This window comes from Wolbachia endosymbiont (group A) of Myopa testacea, from assembly GCF_964027115.1.
Classification (GTDB): domain Bacteria; phylum Pseudomonadota; class Alphaproteobacteria; order Rickettsiales; family Anaplasmataceae; genus Wolbachia.
In genome coordinates this window covers 559,635-577,196 of the sequence record NZ_OZ034729.1, presented here as the reverse complement: position 1 = coordinate 577,196, position 17,562 = coordinate 559,635, and the positions used below count along the sequence as shown (strand labels likewise).

Sequence of the window (17,562 nt, the reverse complement as noted above, 5' to 3'; positions counted from 1 at the left end):
GTACAGGAATTAGTATATACAACAACACACAGCAAGGAAAATAGCACTGACAGAAAATATCGTGACTATGAGAAAACGAGAAAATTGCACGTAATGTTGAATATAAACAACAAAAAAGCCATAGCTGTAAAATACAGTAACGGTGTCTACTCTGATCACTATGGAGCTTGTGATTTGCTAAAAGAAGTTGATTTTCAGCATGCCATAAAAGCACTATATGCAGATAGAGCATGTGATAGGCACAAGTTTTATAAGTTGTGTAACGAATATGATATAAAGACAAAAATTCCACCAATAAACAATGCGGCAGAACATCCAGAAATAGATTATATGTCTGACAGGAATGCTGCTATTACGTTAATAAAATTATACGGTGAAGATGGCATGAAAGAATGGAAAAAAGAAGTAAATTATGGGAAAAGATCTTATATTGAAGGGTTTTTCTCAAGATTAAAGCAAATATTCGGATTTAGTTTTAGGAATAAATCTGAGATAAATCGAGAAAAAGAACTGCTAATCAAATGCTATTTGCTTAATAAATTCACTGATATTGGTATGGCTAAATTTGAGATAGTTACATGAATTTACCATAAATCACCATCTCATAAAGTGTGATGCAACAAAGCCCACTGGCATCCAGGAAAGTTTTCTTGTGAGCAAGCAAACTATAGCTAACCCAAGTAAGGTTTCCCCGAGTGCTAAAATCAATAGCCGAATTGATATCGGGCCAAAAGTTCTGCAGAGCTTTTCTTATGGCATGCTTGATGGCAAACCATAACTTTTCAATTGGATTTAAATCCGGCGAGTATCTTTGTCTTTGCACATATTGCCAAATTTTTCAATTATCTTTTCTCTTGCTTATCTTCTCCATAGTCATTTTTTTCTCGTCTACTACTTTCAAAACACGTTCCCTCAGATCCTCACTTTGGCACCATTCTACCTTATCTAAAGCCATTTTATACCTTTTTATCCCTTCTGGGGTAACCTTTTTTCAGTTAGCTATATAACCCTAATTATGAATTAACAGACAGTAGAATCGAAAGATTATTACAAGGAAAAGTCTACACAGATCGACCTTTTTGTGAATCTGCGTTTCTGCTTTCTTCAACTTGTTTTGCAAAAGATGTTTCCTGTTTGCTGATATGCTGAAGTGGCTTAGCAATTTCGCGCACAACGGCAGTAACTGCTATTAAAAATGTTTTTAACAATGCACCTAAAGCTCCACCAACTGCTTCCCTGCCATATATATGAGCTTGCTTTTCGTTATCGTCAGCAGTTTCCCCTGCTCTCCTTCTTGGATCCATCCTATGAGCAATCACCGAAAACAACACTCCCCTGATTGAAGACTTCACTCGTTTTTTTGCTTCATCATCATGTGCTATTTCATGTCCATGACTTAAGTGTTTAGCGTTCATTAGCTCCTTTTGTTGCTGGGCAAACATGCTACTTAATACTTCTTCTATTGCTTGCTTCCTTCTTTTCTCTCTAACCCTTTTCATAGATTCTGATTTATCGCGAGTATGCTTTATGGTTTCAAATTCTGCATCAATATCTTCAGACGCAGCCTGACTATATAAAGTCTCTATGAGCCTGTCTATGCTTCGCTTTATTTGTATAGTCCTTTCGTAACTATCCGAATTATCAATTCCTTCGTCGATCTGATTTAGAATATCCTCAAAAACTTTTAAATAGTCTTGAATATACTGTATTATGTATTGCTTATCTTCCTCTTTGTATTGTTCTTCTTGATTTTCATTTTCTAAACTTCTCTCTCTTCTGTCATTGTTATTTTCTTCAATATTACCACCGTCTTCCTCGAAAAGGTTTTCGTCGTTCATGATTTTTTTTAATTTAGTTAAAATTCTCACCAGTTACTATTGTATATGAAAAAATTAAATTAACATTAATGAAAAGCGTTTACAACTTCAGCACTCGCTAAAATTACAGTAAAACTGTCAAAAGCAGCGGGGTCATAATATCTCTCATACAGTTCAATTGAACACCGTAATCTGATCTTTTCCTTAGTGTTAAAATTAATTTCATAATCATTATTAGAGTTTAATATGGCAGAATTACGTAATAATTCATCAGCTAATACAGAGTCTAAAATTCCATTAATTTTTATCGTAATGTGTCTGCTTCCAGCACAATCGAGCACTTTTCTCCAGCCAAAAGAAGAAATATCTTTCACCTCTTCTCTGTTATTACGCAAAGTAAACCTTAGGTTTCGTATATTATTTAACACAATAAAATTATTGTCATGATCTTTAATTTTTAGCTGTAATTTGCTCATTATCGCCTCCTTTAATTAAAATATCAAAATTAATTGTTGAATGTAAAATTTCATCGTGCTGACTCATAGCACAATTACTTTCCAAAATAGTTTCATTATCAGAATATTTAATACTCTTAAGTATCAAGTTAATATGCCTTATAATGGCAAACATACTGCCTATATGATGGGTATATATGTCGCATGAAAATCTTGCCTTTGTAGCAAAATTGGACAGCATGTGCAGATTATTATAATTCACTACATGCAATCTCAGGTAAGGAATGGTGACCTGTTTAGGTAAGTAGTCATAAATGTTAGTAACATATTTCCTTAAATCAGAGTTTGCTTTTAGTGCTGCATAAATACTATAGTACAACTCGTTTATAGCTTGAATTTTTTCCATGATTAATCCTCAGATTTACTCAGACGCGGCTGTACGGACATTGCAATTTGCAGGCAATTTGCGTGGCAGATGGTGTCATTCCAGTGCTTGACAATGGAATCCAGCTTTTGATCGAAAATGTTGTATAGTGCACAATCAATTTTTCTGGATGCCAGTGGGCTTTGTTGCATCACACTTTATGAGATGGTGATTTATGGTAAATTCATGTAACTATCTCAAATTTAGCCATACCAATATCAGTGAATTTATTAAGCAAATAGCATTTGATTAGCAGTTCTTTTTCTCGATTTATCTCAGATTTATTCCTAAAACTAAATCCGAATATTTGCTTTAATCTTGAGAAAAACCCTTCAATATAAGATCTTTTCCCATAATTTACTTCTTTTTTCCATTCTTTCATGCCATCTTCACCGTATAATTTTATTAACGTAATAGCAGCATTCCTGTCAGACATATAATCTATTTCTGGATGTTCTGCCGCATTGTTTATTGGTGGAATTTTTGTCTTTATATCATATTCGTTACACAACTTATAAAACTTGTGCCTATCACATGCTCTATCTGCATATAGTGCTTTTATGGCATGCTGAAAATCAACTTCTTTTAGCAAATCACAAGCTCCATAGTGATCAGAGTAGACACCGTTACTGTATTTTACAGCTATGGCTTTTTTGTTGTTTATATTCAACATTACGTGCAATTTTCTCGTTTTCTCATAGCCACGATATTTTCTGTCAGTGCTATTTTCCTTGCTGTGTGTTGTTGTATATACTAATTCCTGTACTGTCTATAGCAATTTCGATATCTTCCATATTATTTTTATCAATTCTGCAATCATTTATCTTAATATTAAGTTTCTTTTGATGCTTGTGAATAGCTGATAACTGCCAAATCTCTTCCTATTTGTTGCAAATACCCTTTTATAAACCCGACTGTTTGTCTTAAACCAATTCTAAAGAAACTGACGATTATATGCACCAAAATCACAACTTTATCACTATAAATATAGTTGCCGCCCTGCATTTTTGGACAATTCTCGTACCAATTTTCTATGGCATCATTGATATAACAAAAAATGCTTCCTCTTTCTTGGAGAAATTTGTTATATTCATGGCAGTTACTGACTCTCATTTTTTGTGGCATATTTTTTCTTCAACAGTTAAATGGCTATTTATAATGAATTTTGTCAGTAACTGCCAGTTCTTTTTACTTGAGCGATGCAACAAAGCCATCCCAGTGTCAGCTACTCGGATGACATCCTCCCTAGTGAATATTGCTCTTAATTTGTAACTAACCTAAGCTATAAATGTTAAGAAATTTACCAAATAAAAAAAAGCAAAAGAAGCCCTAGTCATTGTCTATTTTCAGTATTGGCGTTTTTTAAGTCTTAAACACTACAATTTAGCTGCTTTTAAATGCAACTAACCTTAGCTTTAATATTTAAGAAATTTACCAGGCAGAAAAAAAAGGCAAAGAACTCCCGTGATGCGAGTTTTGACCCTATAATAATTTAAACTGGCGCTGTAATAATGTGCTAACCCTTAAAATAAGCGCGATTTGGCTGAATGTAGAAAAAATAAAAAAGACATGCAGCCGCTATAATTTTATGTAATCCGCCAAAAAATACCCTAAGTTTTTTACTGAATTTTGTCATTGAGCCTGCAGGTCAAAAACAAGTTTTGAGTCATAAATACCCTTATTGTCATAATAAGGGGGCTGGCGGAGTTTGTCAAGGAAGTTTTTTGTTTCCACTGAATGACAGTTGTGGCTTGGGAGGTAGTACAAGAAATCTGTTATTTTAATTGTGTAAAATTTAGTTTTGTGTTTCATAATATTATACAATCAAATTGATAAAAGCTGTATTATCTCCTTGCAGCATTAAGTGTATATTTTTTGCTATTTTTTCCACTAAGGGAGTAACGTTATCAAAATTTGAAAATTTTGATAATACATAATCTGCTAAGCTTTTTTCATCTTCAGGTCTACCCACTCCAAATCTCAAGCGCCAATAATCATTACCAATAAAACTATCTATGGATTTAAGTCCATTATGTCCAGCAGAGCTACCACCTTTCTTTATTTTTATTCTTCCAATTTCCAAATCAGCGTCATCGTGTATGACAACGATATTATCTAGCGATAATTTGTAAAAGTTTCGTATTTTTGCAACAGGGATGCCTGAATTATTCATAAATGAATAAGGCTTTATTAACATGATTTTATTATCATTAATTATGCCAGAGGTTATTAGATAATCGGCTTTTTTAGAAAACGACTGGAAATTCCAATATTTGTAAATTTTATCAACTACGATGAAGCCGATATTATGATGAGTTAACTCATATTGACCACCAGGGTTACCAAGTCCAACTATCAGATGCACTATTACTCTGTTTCTGCTTGAGGTTCTTCAACGTCACTATCGGCAGCAGAAATTGTAACAATAGTAAAATTTTCTTCTTCATGAGCTACAAACTTAACACCTTCTGGTAATTTTACATCGTTGATATGTATAGATTGGCCAATCATTTTACCAGATAAATCAACTTCTATAACCTGAGGTATTTTATCAGGAGAGCATTTAACAGTAATAGAACGACACAAAACATTAAGCACTCCACCTAACTTGATCCCTGGAGCTTTACTTTCATTCACAAATGATAGAGGTATGTCTATTTTAATTTCGCTGCCTTTATCAACAAATTGAAAATCAACATGTTGCACAGTATCCTTTACTACATGCAATTGGATATCGCGAACAAGAGCATATTCCTTTTTGCCCGAAATATTCAGCTCTATCAAATGTGCAGAAAGAGAGCCTGATTTATATTGCTTCGTGAATTCCTTTGCAGACAATGTTAAATTTACATTATCATGACCCTTTCCATATATGATTCCAGGGATGTTTCCTTTCTTCCTTAGAGAATGCATCGCTTTTGTTTTTGTTATATCACGTAACTCTGCATTAATTGTTACTATTTCTTGTTGCGTCATCGATTACTCCTATTCAGCTAATCCTTTTAATATAATTTAATAATAATATAACATAAAAATATTTATTTCAAACTTCATTCTTTCATACTAATTGTTTGTGAAAGGATTTATTTAGATGTATATTTAAGCTTATTTAACAAGAACTATGGGCATTGATGATAAAGTAGTTTTTAGGATTTATAAACCAACAAAAACTGCAACACAATCTGGTTTAGGTAATACAAATCTCTGGCACCTAAAAATTGAATCTGGTTCTTACTACATTGAACCTTTAATGGGGTGGGTTGGCTCAAAAGATCCAAAAAAACAGATTGTATTAAAGTTTGATTCTCTTGAAAAAGCAGTATTCTACGCAAAAAAACGCAACGTTAAATACGTAATTGAAATGCCAAAAAATGTTAAGAGGCTGCCAAAATCTTACGCAAGCAATTTCATACTAAAGTAAGGTTTATTGTGGTGTGCTTATCTGTAAAAGATAAAGCTTAGTATAACCAATTTAACTCTGGGTTTTAAGTTGTGCTAACACACTGCGGCCATTTTAAAGAGTCAAGATTTTTAACCTGGCTAGCCAGTATTAAAGAGTTATTTTTTAGGTATTTCTTTACAAGGCTTGCAAGTCTTTTTGGATTATTCAAATAGCTCCACTCTGCTTGTAAAACTTTTATATCACTTTGTACTAAACTAATTTCACTTTTTATTTTTATTAGCTCTCTATTTAATGACTGAACATGTAGTTTTATCTTAAATAGTCCTACAATGCTAAGAAAAAACATAACTATTGAGATGATGCAGAAAGTTCTCATGACAACTTCTGTATAGCTCTTAGTTTTGCTGAGCGTGAACGCGGATTTGCACTTACTTCTTCTATACTTGCTTTGATCACTTTTTTATTTAGAAGAGAGAATGTCTTACAATCAGTAGATCTTGGCTCACATAGATCTTTAAAAAAAGTTTTGACTATACGATCTTCCAAAGAATGAAAGGTGACAACAATTAATTTGCCATTCTCATTTAAAATTTCAGATGCAGCTTTAATGCCCCTCTCAAGTTCTCCCAGCTCATCGTTTACCCATATTCTGATTGCCTGAAATGTTCTGGTTGCAGGATCAATTTTGCTTTTTCCACGGAACACCACAGAACGTACAATGTTCGCAAGCTCAAATGTAGTTTTGATAGTTTTCTTCTTCCGTGCACTTACTATTGCTCTTGCGATTTTGCGAGAATGATGCTCTCCTCCGTAGTTATATATAGTATTTGCAATTTCTTCTTCGCGTAAAGCGTTAACAAACGTTGAAGCGTTTATATAAGAAGAGTTATCCATGCTCATATCGAGTGGACCATCATGTAAAAATGAGAACCCTCTATCTCCGTTATCAAGCTGCATAGATGAAACTCCGATGTCAAAAACCACCCCATCCACTCCGTTTGATTTCATTCCAGCGCGTGACCAGTTATTTTTTCCAGTATCAAGTACTGGGATGACAGGAGATGGCTCAACGCTGCTTAGTATACTTTTAATATTACTAAACTTCTCAATGAATAGTTTTATTCTATCGGGATATCTAACGCTTAAATCATCATAAAACTTAGTTACCGTTTCATCTCTATCAATTGCATATACCTTGCAATCAGCTGACTCCAATATTGCTTTGCTATACCCTCCAGCTCCAAATGTGGCGTCCACGTATATACCACCATCCTGCGGTGATAGTAGTGATAGCATCTCTTTTAACAAAACTGGAGTGTGTGTCATAGTGCTCCATCAAGAGACTCTGTGCATACAAATAAAAATAGCTTCCCACTAAAACACGATATTTCATGGAAATATATAGGCAATAATATAAAAATACTTGAATATAGTCAATGATATAAAAATATTAAGATTTAATAAGATACTATTATTAATATAATGTTCAAATTTTTCTATTATATAAAAAAAGTAATGTATGTTACTAAATACTAAACAAACTATAGAAAATTATGCAGCAAATAACAAAAGTAATATTTTCAAGTTTGATTTGTAACACTTTATTGTGGTATGACCACATGCTTTTTGGCCACTTAATAAACATAATAGGTGGTGTGTTTTTTCCATCGGATGATCAACTAACCAGCGTATTGAAGGCTTTTGGAGTGTTTGCAGTGGGTTTCTTAATGAGACCAGTCGGCGCTGCTATATTTGGTCACATTGGTGATAAGCATGGCAGAAGAGTTGCCTTATTGCTCTCGATTATATTAATGACTTTATCAACTGTATTAATTGCTTTTGTTCCAGGTTATCAAAGCATTGGAATACTAGCGTCAATGCTGGTAGTTTGTTTAAGATTATTGCAGGGTATATCCCTTGGAGGAGAAGCAGGAAATGCACCATTTTTAATAGAACACGCTCCTAAAAACAAAAAAGGATTTTTTGGCAGCATTGAAGTATTAAGCGCAATTTTTGGTTCAGTATTAAGCCTGATAGCAGTACTCATATGCAAAAAAGTATCTGATTTTGAATCTTGGGGGTGGAGATTACCTTTCATTTTCAGTTTAGCAATGGGATTAATCAGCATATATATGAGATATATACTTGATGAAAGCCCAGAGTATAAAAGACAGAAAAATCCATCTAAACTACCATTAAAAGAGTTATTGAATAGCTATAAAAAACCTTTTCTGATATCAGTTGGGGTTGATATAGTTGAAAACTCATCTCTTTACATATATCTGGTATTTTTCAATGTGCTTACATCAACAATAAATACTCATTTTAACCATATGGTAGAAATACTGAGTCAAATTGCGCTCGGAGGATTGACAATATTGTTTGCAATACTTTCTGATAAGGTAGGAAGAGAAAAAGTTATGAAATTTGCATTTATAGCTTTTGTAATAGTGAGTTATCCAGTTTTCTCAATGTTATGTAGTGGCAATTACTTACTCACTTTTACGGCACATATTCTTTTTATAATTCCAATAGCTGCATCGCTTGGTCCTGTCAGTGCATTTATGTGTGAATTATTTCCAACAAAGGTTCGGTACAGCGGATTTGGCTTGTCAAGAAATATAGCTGCTGGATTTTTTGGTGGCCTTGCACCATTTATATGCACAACAATTATCAAAGTTACAGGACAAGAGACTTCAGCTAGTTTTTACATGATTTTCTGTGCATTAATTGGGCTAGTTGCTATATCGCAAATTAAGGATTAGCTTTCTTCAAGATCCAAGTATAGTTGCAGTATAGCAGAGTTTAAAAAAATCTAATTATATGGTGGGAAGTGCCAATTTTTAGGTGATAATGTGAATATTTCAGCACCATCTTTAGTTACTCCGAGCGTATGTTCAAATTGAGCAGAAAGTGAAAGATCGCGTGTTGTCACTGTCCAGTCATCGAGTTTACTGAGCAGAGTCTCATGTTTTCCAGCATTAATCATTGGCTCTATTGTAAAAAACATACCTTCCTTCAAGATGAGATTTTCATCTTGATCATAGAAATGCACTACATTTGGTGGAGCATGAAAGACTTTTCCTATACCATGTCCGCAGCAGCTGCGTACGATAGAATATCCAAAATCTCTAATATATTTCTCTATAGCAAGCCCTATTTCATTTAACTTATTGCCGGGTTTAACTTGTTTAATTGCTTCCATCAATGCATGATAAGTAGCGTCACACAAACGTTTTGCTTTTATTGATGGCTTGCCAACCCAAAACATGCGACTTGTATCACCATGCCAACCATTTAAAATCACCGTGACATCAATATTTAAAATATCTCCATCTTTAAGCGGTTTATCATCGGGAACACCATGGCACACAACTGCATTTTTTGAAGTGCAAATCGATTTTGGATACCCCCTATAGTTTAGTGGTGCTGGAATTGCACCTGCATTAATTATAAAATCATGACATAGATCATTTAACTCATTAGTTGTCACCCCTACCTTTACGTACGGTGCAATGAAATCAAGAGTTTCAGCAGCAAGCCTGCCAGCCTTGCGCATAAATTCAAAATCTTCTTGTGAGTGTATAGTTATGTTCATATTTTCCATGTCTTATTGTAATTGGTACGCTTACTTGCAAGTACATAAATGTAATAACTTTACGTATTATGAAAATAAGCCCTATGGATCCTAGTGTCAAGTCATTTGTATGAAAGGTGGTCAAGCAAGAAGTCTATTTAATAATCTGAACTATACAACTACTATCTCAGGATAATCTGAAGGTTTTTTGTGATAGTAATCGATGCTATTAGAATTCACCTCAATGTAAGTATTGTAGATACGATTCTCAAAACCGCCTCTCTCTTGTTTTTTAGAGATACGCTTTTCTTCAATTTGTTCTATAGATAGTCCACTTTCTTTGCCTAATGCATGTATGAACTCAAGTAAATCAGCTAACTCTTCAAGGTTTTTATCTGAGGTTTTAGAGGCAATAACTTCCTTTGCTTCTTCTAAAAGTTTATCTTTGAGACGTTCAATGTATTCATCTTTTTCCATTACCCTCTCATAAACAATAATTCCATGGGAACGTATAATTTCAGTTGTATGATCACGAACAAGTTTATTAATTTTGAAACAATGTTTTTTATGTATAATGTTTCCTTTGATAGATATAAGAATTTCATTCAGTAAAATTAAACTGTAACTTTTGATTTAACCCAATGGTACAACTTACTTATTTTACTATCTTGACCGAGCATTCCAGAGTTATTCTTATAAAAAGTGTCAACTATTAGCTTTATAGAACCTATAGCAGCAGAAAATACAGGATTTTTATCATATTCGCCATCAAGACCGCTACAAGACTCAGGGCACCCAATTCGAACTTGCTTATTGAATATATAGCCTGCAATTTCCTTCATGCTTGTGAGTTGACTAGTTCCACCTGTGATCACTACTTTATTAATTGGATCTTTCTGCTCTTGAAATTGCTCTCTTACCATTTCAAGTATTTCTTCAACTCTTGGTCTTATGATGTTAATAAGCTCAGATTTGAATACTTGAGTAGGTTCATCATTTTCACTATTTTGGACTGTAATATATTCGTTCTCATCTATTGAAGTTACGATAGTGCTACCATACAGTATTTTTATATACTCTGCACGTTCTATGCTTGTGCATAGCCCGTAAGCAATATCTCGAGTGATATGAACGCCACCAATTGGAACGCTGCTTGCATACACAAGTTTCCCTCTTTTGAAAATTCCAATTGCAGTGCACCCACCGCCTATATCAACAATAGCAGTCCCGAGCTCTTTTTCATCTTCACTCAGACAGACAAGACCTGCAGAATATGCAGAAGCAATACAACCTGCCATATTTAATCCACCATTATTGGTAATACAGTTTTCAATATTGGTAAGCGCTGGACGCGAAGCAGTGACAACATTAACATCAGCAGATAGTCTTTTTCCGTACAATCCACCAACTTCTTTTATGTCAGTCATGTCATCTAAGTGATATTTCAGTGGTATATTGTGAATGATAACATTTTCTTCAATATATTTCTCAAACGTCTGAAAAACTACACGTTTTATATCCCGGTCAGAAATTTCATGATTAGCTGCAATAATTTCATTATGTACATTAAAAGATGAGATGCCACATCCAGCAATGTTCACATATATCTGGTCTATAGTTTCCTCTGACACTTGCTCAGCTAAACCTATAGTTGATGAGATGGAGTAATTTGCGTGTTTTACATTAGTTATCGACCCACCGTTTACACCTTCTGCAATCTTATAGCCCGTTCCTGTCACTTTATAGCTGAAGTTGCCATTTATTTTAACGATTAGACAAATAATCTTTGTTGTACCTATGTCTAAAACAGCAAAAACGTTTCTCTTTGGTTTTGCTATTACTGCAGAGTACATTAGTTAACCTTATTACGCAATTTCATTTAAATTGTAGCTTTCTTTAATAATTTATATTTCTATTATAGATATAGCAACATTTTAATATACACTAAATTCTGGACAAAAGGAAAAGCAAAACATAGAATTATAATTTTTATGTCCATATTACCAATTGTAATTGCCCCTGATGAAAGACTAATCACACGTGCCAGTGAAGTAACAGATATAAACGATAAAATTAAAGAATTAGTAAACGACATGTTCGAAACTGTGTACGATGCAGAAGGTCTTGGCCTTGCTGCAGTGCAAGTTGGAGTGCTGAGGAGAGTTTTTGTTATGGACATTCAGCTCTCTCGAGCTGAAGACGAGCCAGTAGGGTATGAATCGACTGGCAAATTTTACATGATTAACCCTGAAATTACGGAATTATCCGATGAACAAGTAATTCTCAAAGAAGGGTGCCTTTCAATTCCAGAGCAAAGCTATGAAATTAAGCGTCCAAAATATTTGACTGTGAAATATAAGGATTTAAATAATGAGGAACAGACGCTAAAAGCTTGCGGCTGGCTCGCAAGGTGTATTCAGCATGAGCTAGATCACTTAAATGGCATATTATATATTAGACATTTATCTAAATTAAAGTATGATATGGCCATGAAAAAAGCACAAAAGGTTAAAAAGCATTATGAGCAATGAAGACCTAGAATTATTAAAATTTTACCATGAAGTGGGCGTTGATTGCACACTAACAGAGGGTGAAGAGGAAAAAAAGTTGGAGAGCAAAGAGGGTGTGCAACCCTCTGTTATCCAAACTGGAACCCAGAAGAAAGATGCAGATACGCGCTGGGGTGACACTAAAGATGGAAAAGACATGTTTCCAAGTGATTGGATAATTGAAGCAAGGAAACTTGCAAGTAAATGTAGTAGTGTGGATGAACTAAGAAGTGCAGTTGAATCATTTGAAGGTTGTGAGATAAAAAAAACTGCAACTAATACTGTTTTTTCCGATGGTAATCCAAACGCAAAAATTATGCTCGTTGGTGAAGCTCCAGGAGCAAATGAAGACCTTCAAGGCATACCATTTTGTGGTGCAAGTGGAATGTTGCTCGATAAAATGTTAAATGCAATCAATCTTGATCGCACTAAGGTATACATAAGCAATACCGTATTTTGGCGCCCACCTGGCAATAGAAAGCCAACCGACCTAGAGCTTGATATGTGCAGACCATTTGTTGAGAAGCATGTTGCACTGGTTTCACTGCAAATTCTAATTTTGGTCGGGGGAATTGCGTGTTATAGTCTTCTTGACAGCACAAAAACTATATCGAATTTGCGTGGTAGATTTCATACGTACACTAACCAATATTTATCTCACTCAATCACTACAGCTGCTATATTTCACCCAGCTTACCTACTGCGTCAGCCAATGCAAAAACGTTTAGCCTGGGAGGATTTAAAGAAGATTAGGGAGTATCTTAATAATACCAATAACTGTACGAATACTTAACACCACTGGTGTCGAGAAGTAGCCCGCAGAAACGAAAAAACTTACTTGACAAGTTTCGCCAGCCCCCTTATCATGAAACTGAAGCTATTTCATTTAACTTCGCAATCTGTGCAGATTAAAACGACAAGAAAACTTGTATTTGTCGTACTATGCTTAATTTTTTGCACGATGACACTCTCGCATATAAACTCACTACTTTCATTTGTTTCTTTCTCTCTATTTTCTTTTTTTCTCTTTATCAATCTCTCTATCAGTTGCCCGTATACATCCGATAAGCTTTTATCTGCTAACTCATCAGGCTCATATCGACAGGTAACAGTTAATGTTCTTTTTCTCATAGTTTCTCCTGTAAATGTTTTCATAGTTCAGGCACTCCTTCTTTCCATAAATTCATTTATCAGCTATTCTTGCGAAAAAGACGCAACTGTTAACCTTCGTTTTGTTTTACTTTTATGCACAATTTTGGAAACACATAGCGCTATCTTTCATCAATTAAGCTCTCTTCCAAATCATCAAGCTCCTCTTTTCCCTCTAATGATCTTCTTTTCCAAATGACACGTTCGAACTTTTCTTATAATAATTTTACTATACCACAAAACTAGCTATATTGGCCTACTTTTACCATATTTATATACGAATTAATTTGCCTAACTTCGTTGCAACAATTTCAACCTTCTATTTTCACAACCTTATTTTTACCAAACAAGCTCTCACAAAGATACGTACTTTTTTGCGGTTTGAGAAAAAGTAAATGAACAAATTTTTTGTGACGCTAAAGGGACTTGTGTTTTTATAAAAGTAATACTTTTTATGATAAAAAGAGCATACAAAATAATAGCCACAAATCCAAGTTTTTCACAAACTTTAAAACTCTTATCTCCTACAAGAAGGTCCTGCAATCGGTTCATTAGTTACATTGTTAAATACAGAGCTTGGCGCTTGCATTTGTGCTGAACTATACATTAAATCAATAGCTCTTTTTCTTTGTTCTTCCTGCATATCTTGCAAAACAGTACTTATACATACTTCTATCAATTCATCACTAACAGCGCCTTCTCTTACAACTCGTTCTTCATTAAACTTTATTTCTTCCATTATTGCACCTAGCACCTACTCTAGAGAAAAGTGGTACTCCATAATACACTTCACAATCTCCCGTTTAATCTTTCTTTGATCTTTCAATATTGCTTCCCCTAATTTACTATCCATGCTGGGGCCACATACCCTTTTCGTAAAAAGATCATTTACCTCTTCAATAAGTTCTGCTTTGTGTTTTGTTTGTCTTAATCCTTCTTCTGCTTTCTCTCGTATTTCTTTCAATTGCTCAGATTCTTCTTTTTGCCTTTGAAAAGCTGTTTTCTTGCTTTGAAATCTATTACTCAATAATTCCTCTAAGCGTTTTAACATGAATACTATTACATTTCCTATTTCTTCTTTAGTCGGTACTTTACCTACCTTCGGTTCCTTATAGGATCTCTTTACCTCTTCATTTAATTCATTATCATCATTCTTAACATAGGAATTTACCATAGCTCTTGTATGAAATAGTAATTCTCTGTAGGATAACTTATCCTCCTTTATGTTATCTTTATAAGATAATTGATTTTTCTTCTCTATTCTCTCTTCATGCGATGATTCACCCTCTACCTCTTCTTTGCTTTTTGCTTTTTTGCTTTTTTCTTTCAAAACTTCCTTGCTATCTTTACTTTCTTTCAGTATGGAACTTATCTTATCAAGAGCATCTGAGTCGGAACGATAACCCTGAAAACTATAGCAATTCTTTTTGTCCTTAAGTAGTTTAGTAGCAAACTTATAGTATGCCTCCATCAAAATAGAATAGTCTAACGTAGGTAGTACAAAGTTATCGTCTGGGTTTACACAGTACGATTTGCTTACTAGCATTTCATATTGTTCCTTGCTCTCTTTTAACAACTTTTCTACTGCTTCCTTTATTACCTCAAGCAACTCAGATTTTTCACAACGAGCATTCAAAGACTCTAAGTAACTTACCCAATGTTTATAATATTCCTCCACATACCCATTATAAGCACTATCAAACTCCTTCCATCTTACTTCTATAACGTTGCTTAAAGACTCAATTTCTTTATATGTTATGTTCTTTATTGCCAACAACTTTTCACAAAGGAATTCAACAGATGCCTTTGCATCTTTTAAGTACCTATTTCTTGCTTCCATTAAGAACCCTTCTTCCTGGTCAGCTAAAAAACTCAACTCAAACAAAGCAGACATTCCATCTATGGACGACACCTTTACTACTCTAGATATATCTTTTTCATCACTACTTAATGTGCTTAATGGTATGCGGTTATACATTCTATACAATGAGTAACAGTCTTTATTGAGAATAAACGTCTCATCCTGCATGATGTATGAATGTATATTCCTCAGAGCTTTTGTAGTCTGGTTAATTATTTTTTGCATTTCTTCATCTTTAACTTTTCCCTTGTCTGAATGGTACGTTAATGATAACTTCATCAATTGTTTAATAAGACTTTCAAAATATTTGTTATGTTCCTCTTCACTCTTTGTTTTATCTCTCACTCCACCCAAGCTTTTATCAAGATACAATAGCATCCACTCTGCTTGCAATAAATCAAGTGCCTGACTTAAACTCACTTCTTTGTTATCAACTCTATATATGGTCCTGACTAATTTATCAATCCTACTTGCCTCTTCTAATCTATTTTCTTCCCTATATGCTTCCTGTGCAGTTTCAGGTACTTTTTCATCACTAGAAATAAGATTGTTGCTTTGTAGTAATTTTTTACATGAACCTATTATATCAAACCCTAATACCATTTTCCCTCCAAGTTTATGATAACTATAAAGATAACTTAGCCTTGCAACGTAAAGTTGATGCAACGCAACGTTAGTAAATAAGGAATAGATTAAGCGTGAAGCAATCGAGTAATCATTGTAGTTCACTGCTCTATTTATTTGTTTTTCAGTGATCGTAATATCCTTTATCTGTTTACCCCATGGCAACCACCAATACTGCGGCATTCTCTCTAGTGCTTTCAGCAATTCAACACAATCCTCTTGGCTTACCACCCCAGCCTTTCTTTTTGTCATTTGATAGTCAACGGCAAGTGTAGTTATAATCCCTAGTACTATTAGGCTAGAAGTTACTACTGCAGCAAGATTTACCCTGCGTGTTGATACAAATGAAACAAGCCCAGCAGAAAAAGCAACTATAGGAATGAAAAAAGTTCCAACTCTTATATAGTCTGTGCGATAATCCCTTATCCTATATAACTCATCAAGTAAAATTGGACCAAACTCCCATCCAAATAACCGATACTTTCTACGACTAGATAAGAACTCAACAACATTTTTTTGCCACTCAGGCAAACTGGATGCATGTTTCATCAATTTCTCCCCATTCCTATATTTGCACCATCCGAAACAATGAAGCTCTATCAAACCCACGTCCATATTTAATCTGAAGTTCTTTTGCAAGTTGGGAGATGATTCGTTTGCCATAGTCTGCACGTTTGTGCTTTAAGATATCTTGACCAATTCTGAAGCCAATTTCCCAATTTAACAATACTAGAGTAGAATTGAAATGTGTAGCAAGATGATTCTTTGCTCTATCTATTAAATTACTAATATCCCCTAATAAGCTAGTAGTGATATCCATCAACGCTATTTTCAATAAAGAACCATTATAGCACAAAAACTAACTTTCCTAGATTTTAATATGTATGCAAGAGGTTACTTTCACCCTGAAAAAACATTACTACTTCCTCTTATTACCTTAAATCCACAGGAAAATCTCGCTTGAGTGAGGCTATATCTACACACTACGTTTTCTTTATTTTGCTTATAACTTCCACAAGCAGTGCAAACATAAATGAAGAATACAAATATCCTTTTGGTAATTCTATATGAAATCCATGAAGTATGAGGTACACACCGACAAGTAAAATAAATAAGATAGCAATTACTTTTAAACCTGGATTAGATTTGATTAACTGGGCAGTATAACTTGATAAAAACAGCATTGCTAGCATGGAAAATGTAAACGCTGTGGCAATTATTATCATGTTATAAGTTAATGCTATAGCAGTTAATATCGAATCAACTGAAAAAACTAAATCTATTAATATAATTTGTAGCACAACTAAAAAAAATTTTGATTTAACGTTTGCTTTCTTTTTATTTTTCTTACATACAAAGATGTCATCTCGTAACTCCATAGAGCTTTTAACAATAAGGAATAATCCCCCTGCAATCATAAGTAAATCCCTTGCTGAAATATTTAGCGATGCAGTGTGAAATATAGGTTTTTGCATTGACAATATAGATGATGTAAAAAATAGTATTACAAAACGCATTAATAGCGCTAATCCAAGGCCCATAAGGCGCACTCTTTCTCTCAGCACATTTGGTACCTTATCTATTGCTAGAGAAATAAAGATTAAATTGTCTACACTAAGTATAGTTTCAAGTAGTGTAAATGTCAGTAAAGTCCAAGCATCAGCTAGCATTTTTGTCCCAAATTCGGCTCTTCTTACTCTACA

At 34.1% G+C, this 17,562-nt stretch carries 21 protein-coding genes and 1 pseudogene; 5 read left to right on the top strand and 17 right to left on the bottom strand.

Annotation, left to right across the window (positions count from 1 at the left end; genetic code table 11):
• The first annotated feature begins 93 nt into the window (after window positions 1-93).
• Window positions 94-582, top strand: coding sequence for a transposase (locus AAGD91_RS02880; RefSeq protein WP_341820774.1), 489 nt, complete (start codon window positions 94-96; stop codon window positions 580-582).
• Window positions 583-706: 124 nt separating this feature from the next.
• Here AAGD91_RS02880 and AAGD91_RS06360 read toward each other — a convergent pair.
• The 8 genes and pseudogenes from AAGD91_RS06360 to AAGD91_RS02845 form a co-directional block, all read right to left on the bottom strand.
• A pseudogene (locus AAGD91_RS06360) lies at window positions 707-808 on the bottom strand (IS630 family transposase); the annotation flags it as partial.
• Window positions 809-1,061: 253 nt separating this feature from the next.
• Entirely contained in the window at window positions 1,062-1,838 is a 777-nt protein-coding gene (locus AAGD91_RS02875; protein WP_341821438.1) for a hypothetical protein, read from the bottom strand.
• A gap of 65 nt (window positions 1,839-1,903) precedes the next feature.
• Window positions 1,904-2,293, bottom strand: a complete 390-nt coding sequence (locus tag AAGD91_RS02870) for a phage tail tube protein (protein ID WP_341821437.1) — start codon at window positions 2,291-2,293, stop codon at window positions 1,904-1,906.
• A complete protein-coding gene (locus tag AAGD91_RS02865; RefSeq protein WP_341821436.1) occupies window positions 2,268-2,678 on the bottom strand; it encodes a DUF3168 domain-containing protein in 411 nt (136 codons plus the stop codon). Before AAGD91_RS02865 ends, AAGD91_RS02870 begins: the two co-directional genes overlap by 26 nt.
• A gap of 202 nt (window positions 2,679-2,880) precedes the next feature.
• Window positions 2,881-3,369, bottom strand: coding sequence for a transposase (locus AAGD91_RS02860; protein ID WP_341820774.1), 489 nt, complete (start codon window positions 3,367-3,369; stop codon window positions 2,881-2,883).
• A 158-nt stretch (window positions 3,370-3,527) separates the two neighbouring features.
• Window positions 3,528-3,821, bottom strand: a complete 294-nt coding sequence (locus AAGD91_RS02855) for a transposase (protein WP_253309376.1) — start codon at window positions 3,819-3,821, stop codon at window positions 3,528-3,530.
• A gap of 691 nt (window positions 3,822-4,512) precedes the next feature.
• Complete coding sequence (gene pth, locus AAGD91_RS02850; protein WP_253309378.1) at window positions 4,513-5,061, bottom strand: aminoacyl-tRNA hydrolase; 549 nt, start codon at window positions 5,059-5,061, stop codon at window positions 4,513-4,515.
• 2 nt (window positions 5,062-5,063) lie between these two features.
• The gene (locus AAGD91_RS02845; RefSeq protein ID WP_064125514.1) at window positions 5,064-5,672 is read right to left on the bottom strand and encodes a 50S ribosomal protein L25/general stress protein Ctc; all 609 of its coding nucleotides are present in this window, start codon (window positions 5,670-5,672) and stop codon (window positions 5,064-5,066) included.
• A gap of 145 nt (window positions 5,673-5,817) precedes the next feature.
• Here AAGD91_RS02845 and AAGD91_RS02840 point away from each other — a divergent pair, with 145 nt between their 5' ends.
• Window positions 5,818-6,117 carry an ETC complex I subunit gene (locus AAGD91_RS02840; protein WP_253309377.1) on the top strand — a complete coding sequence of 100 codons (300 nt, stop codon included), beginning with the start codon at window positions 5,818-5,820 and terminating at the stop codon, window positions 6,115-6,117.
• Between the two features lie 354 nt (window positions 6,118-6,471).
• Here AAGD91_RS02840 and rsmH read toward each other — a convergent pair whose 3' ends face one another.
• Complete coding sequence (gene rsmH, locus AAGD91_RS02835; protein WP_253309686.1) at window positions 6,472-7,425, bottom strand: 16S rRNA (cytosine(1402)-N(4))-methyltransferase RsmH; 954 nt, start codon at window positions 7,423-7,425, stop codon at window positions 6,472-6,474.
• A gap of 227 nt (window positions 7,426-7,652) precedes the next feature.
• Here rsmH and AAGD91_RS02830 point away from each other — a divergent pair, with 227 nt between their 5' ends.
• Window positions 7,653-8,864, top strand: coding sequence for an MFS transporter (locus AAGD91_RS02830; RefSeq protein WP_264736134.1), 1,212 nt, complete (start codon window positions 7,653-7,655; stop codon window positions 8,862-8,864).
• A 50-nt stretch (window positions 8,865-8,914) separates the two neighbouring features.
• Here the strand turns inward: AAGD91_RS02830 and map are convergent, their stop codons facing one another.
• From map to ftsA, 3 genes are all read right to left on the bottom strand, one after another.
• Entirely contained in the window at window positions 8,915-9,697 is a 783-nt protein-coding gene (gene map, locus AAGD91_RS02825; RefSeq protein ID WP_341821435.1) for a type I methionyl aminopeptidase, read from the bottom strand.
• Window positions 9,698-9,847: 150 nt separating this feature from the next.
• A complete protein-coding gene (locus AAGD91_RS02820; RefSeq protein ID WP_341821434.1) occupies window positions 9,848-10,153 on the bottom strand; it encodes a nucleoside triphosphate pyrophosphohydrolase in 306 nt (101 codons plus the stop codon).
• Between the two features lie 137 nt (window positions 10,154-10,290).
• Window positions 10,291-11,529 carry a cell division protein FtsA gene (gene ftsA / locus AAGD91_RS02815; protein WP_341821433.1) on the bottom strand — a complete coding sequence of 413 codons (1,239 nt, stop codon included), beginning with the start codon at window positions 11,527-11,529 and terminating at the stop codon, window positions 10,291-10,293.
• Window positions 11,530-11,667: 138 nt separating this feature from the next.
• On the opposite strand from ftsA, the gene def reads away from it, so the two are divergent.
• Window positions 11,668-12,207 (top strand): peptide deformylase, encoded by a 540-nt coding sequence (def, locus tag AAGD91_RS02810; protein WP_253309681.1) that lies wholly within the window; start codon window positions 11,668-11,670, stop codon window positions 12,205-12,207.
• Window positions 12,197-13,018, top strand: coding sequence for a uracil-DNA glycosylase (locus AAGD91_RS02805; protein ID WP_341821432.1), 822 nt, complete (start codon window positions 12,197-12,199; stop codon window positions 13,016-13,018). The genes def and AAGD91_RS02805 overlap by 11 nt, the downstream gene beginning before the upstream one ends.
• 89 nt (window positions 13,019-13,107) lie before the next feature.
• Here AAGD91_RS02805 and AAGD91_RS02800 read toward each other — a convergent pair whose 3' ends face one another.
• The 5 genes from AAGD91_RS02800 to AAGD91_RS02780 form a co-directional block, all read right to left on the bottom strand.
• The gene (locus AAGD91_RS02800) at window positions 13,108-13,380 is read right to left on the bottom strand and encodes a hypothetical protein (RefSeq protein ID WP_341821431.1); all 273 of its coding nucleotides are present in this window, start codon (window positions 13,378-13,380) and stop codon (window positions 13,108-13,110) included.
• A 511-nt stretch (window positions 13,381-13,891) separates the two neighbouring features.
• Window positions 13,892-14,128: a hypothetical protein gene (locus tag AAGD91_RS02795; protein WP_341821430.1), complete on the bottom strand. Its 237-nt coding sequence runs from the start codon at window positions 14,126-14,128 to the stop codon at window positions 13,892-13,894.
• Window positions 14,129-16,408: a hypothetical protein gene (locus tag AAGD91_RS02790; RefSeq protein ID WP_341821429.1), complete on the bottom strand. Its 2,280-nt coding sequence runs from the start codon at window positions 16,406-16,408 to the stop codon at window positions 14,129-14,131. It abuts the gene before it with no gap.
• Between the two features lie 16 nt (window positions 16,409-16,424).
• Window positions 16,425-16,679 (bottom strand): DUF1016 N-terminal domain-containing protein, encoded by a 255-nt coding sequence (locus AAGD91_RS02785; protein WP_264688114.1) that lies wholly within the window; start codon window positions 16,677-16,679, stop codon window positions 16,425-16,427.
• A gap of 163 nt (window positions 16,680-16,842) precedes the next feature.
• Window positions 16,843-17,529 (bottom strand): TerC family protein, encoded by a 687-nt coding sequence (locus AAGD91_RS02780; protein WP_341821428.1) that lies wholly within the window; start codon window positions 17,527-17,529, stop codon window positions 16,843-16,845.
• Window positions 17,530-17,562 lie beyond the last annotated feature (33 nt).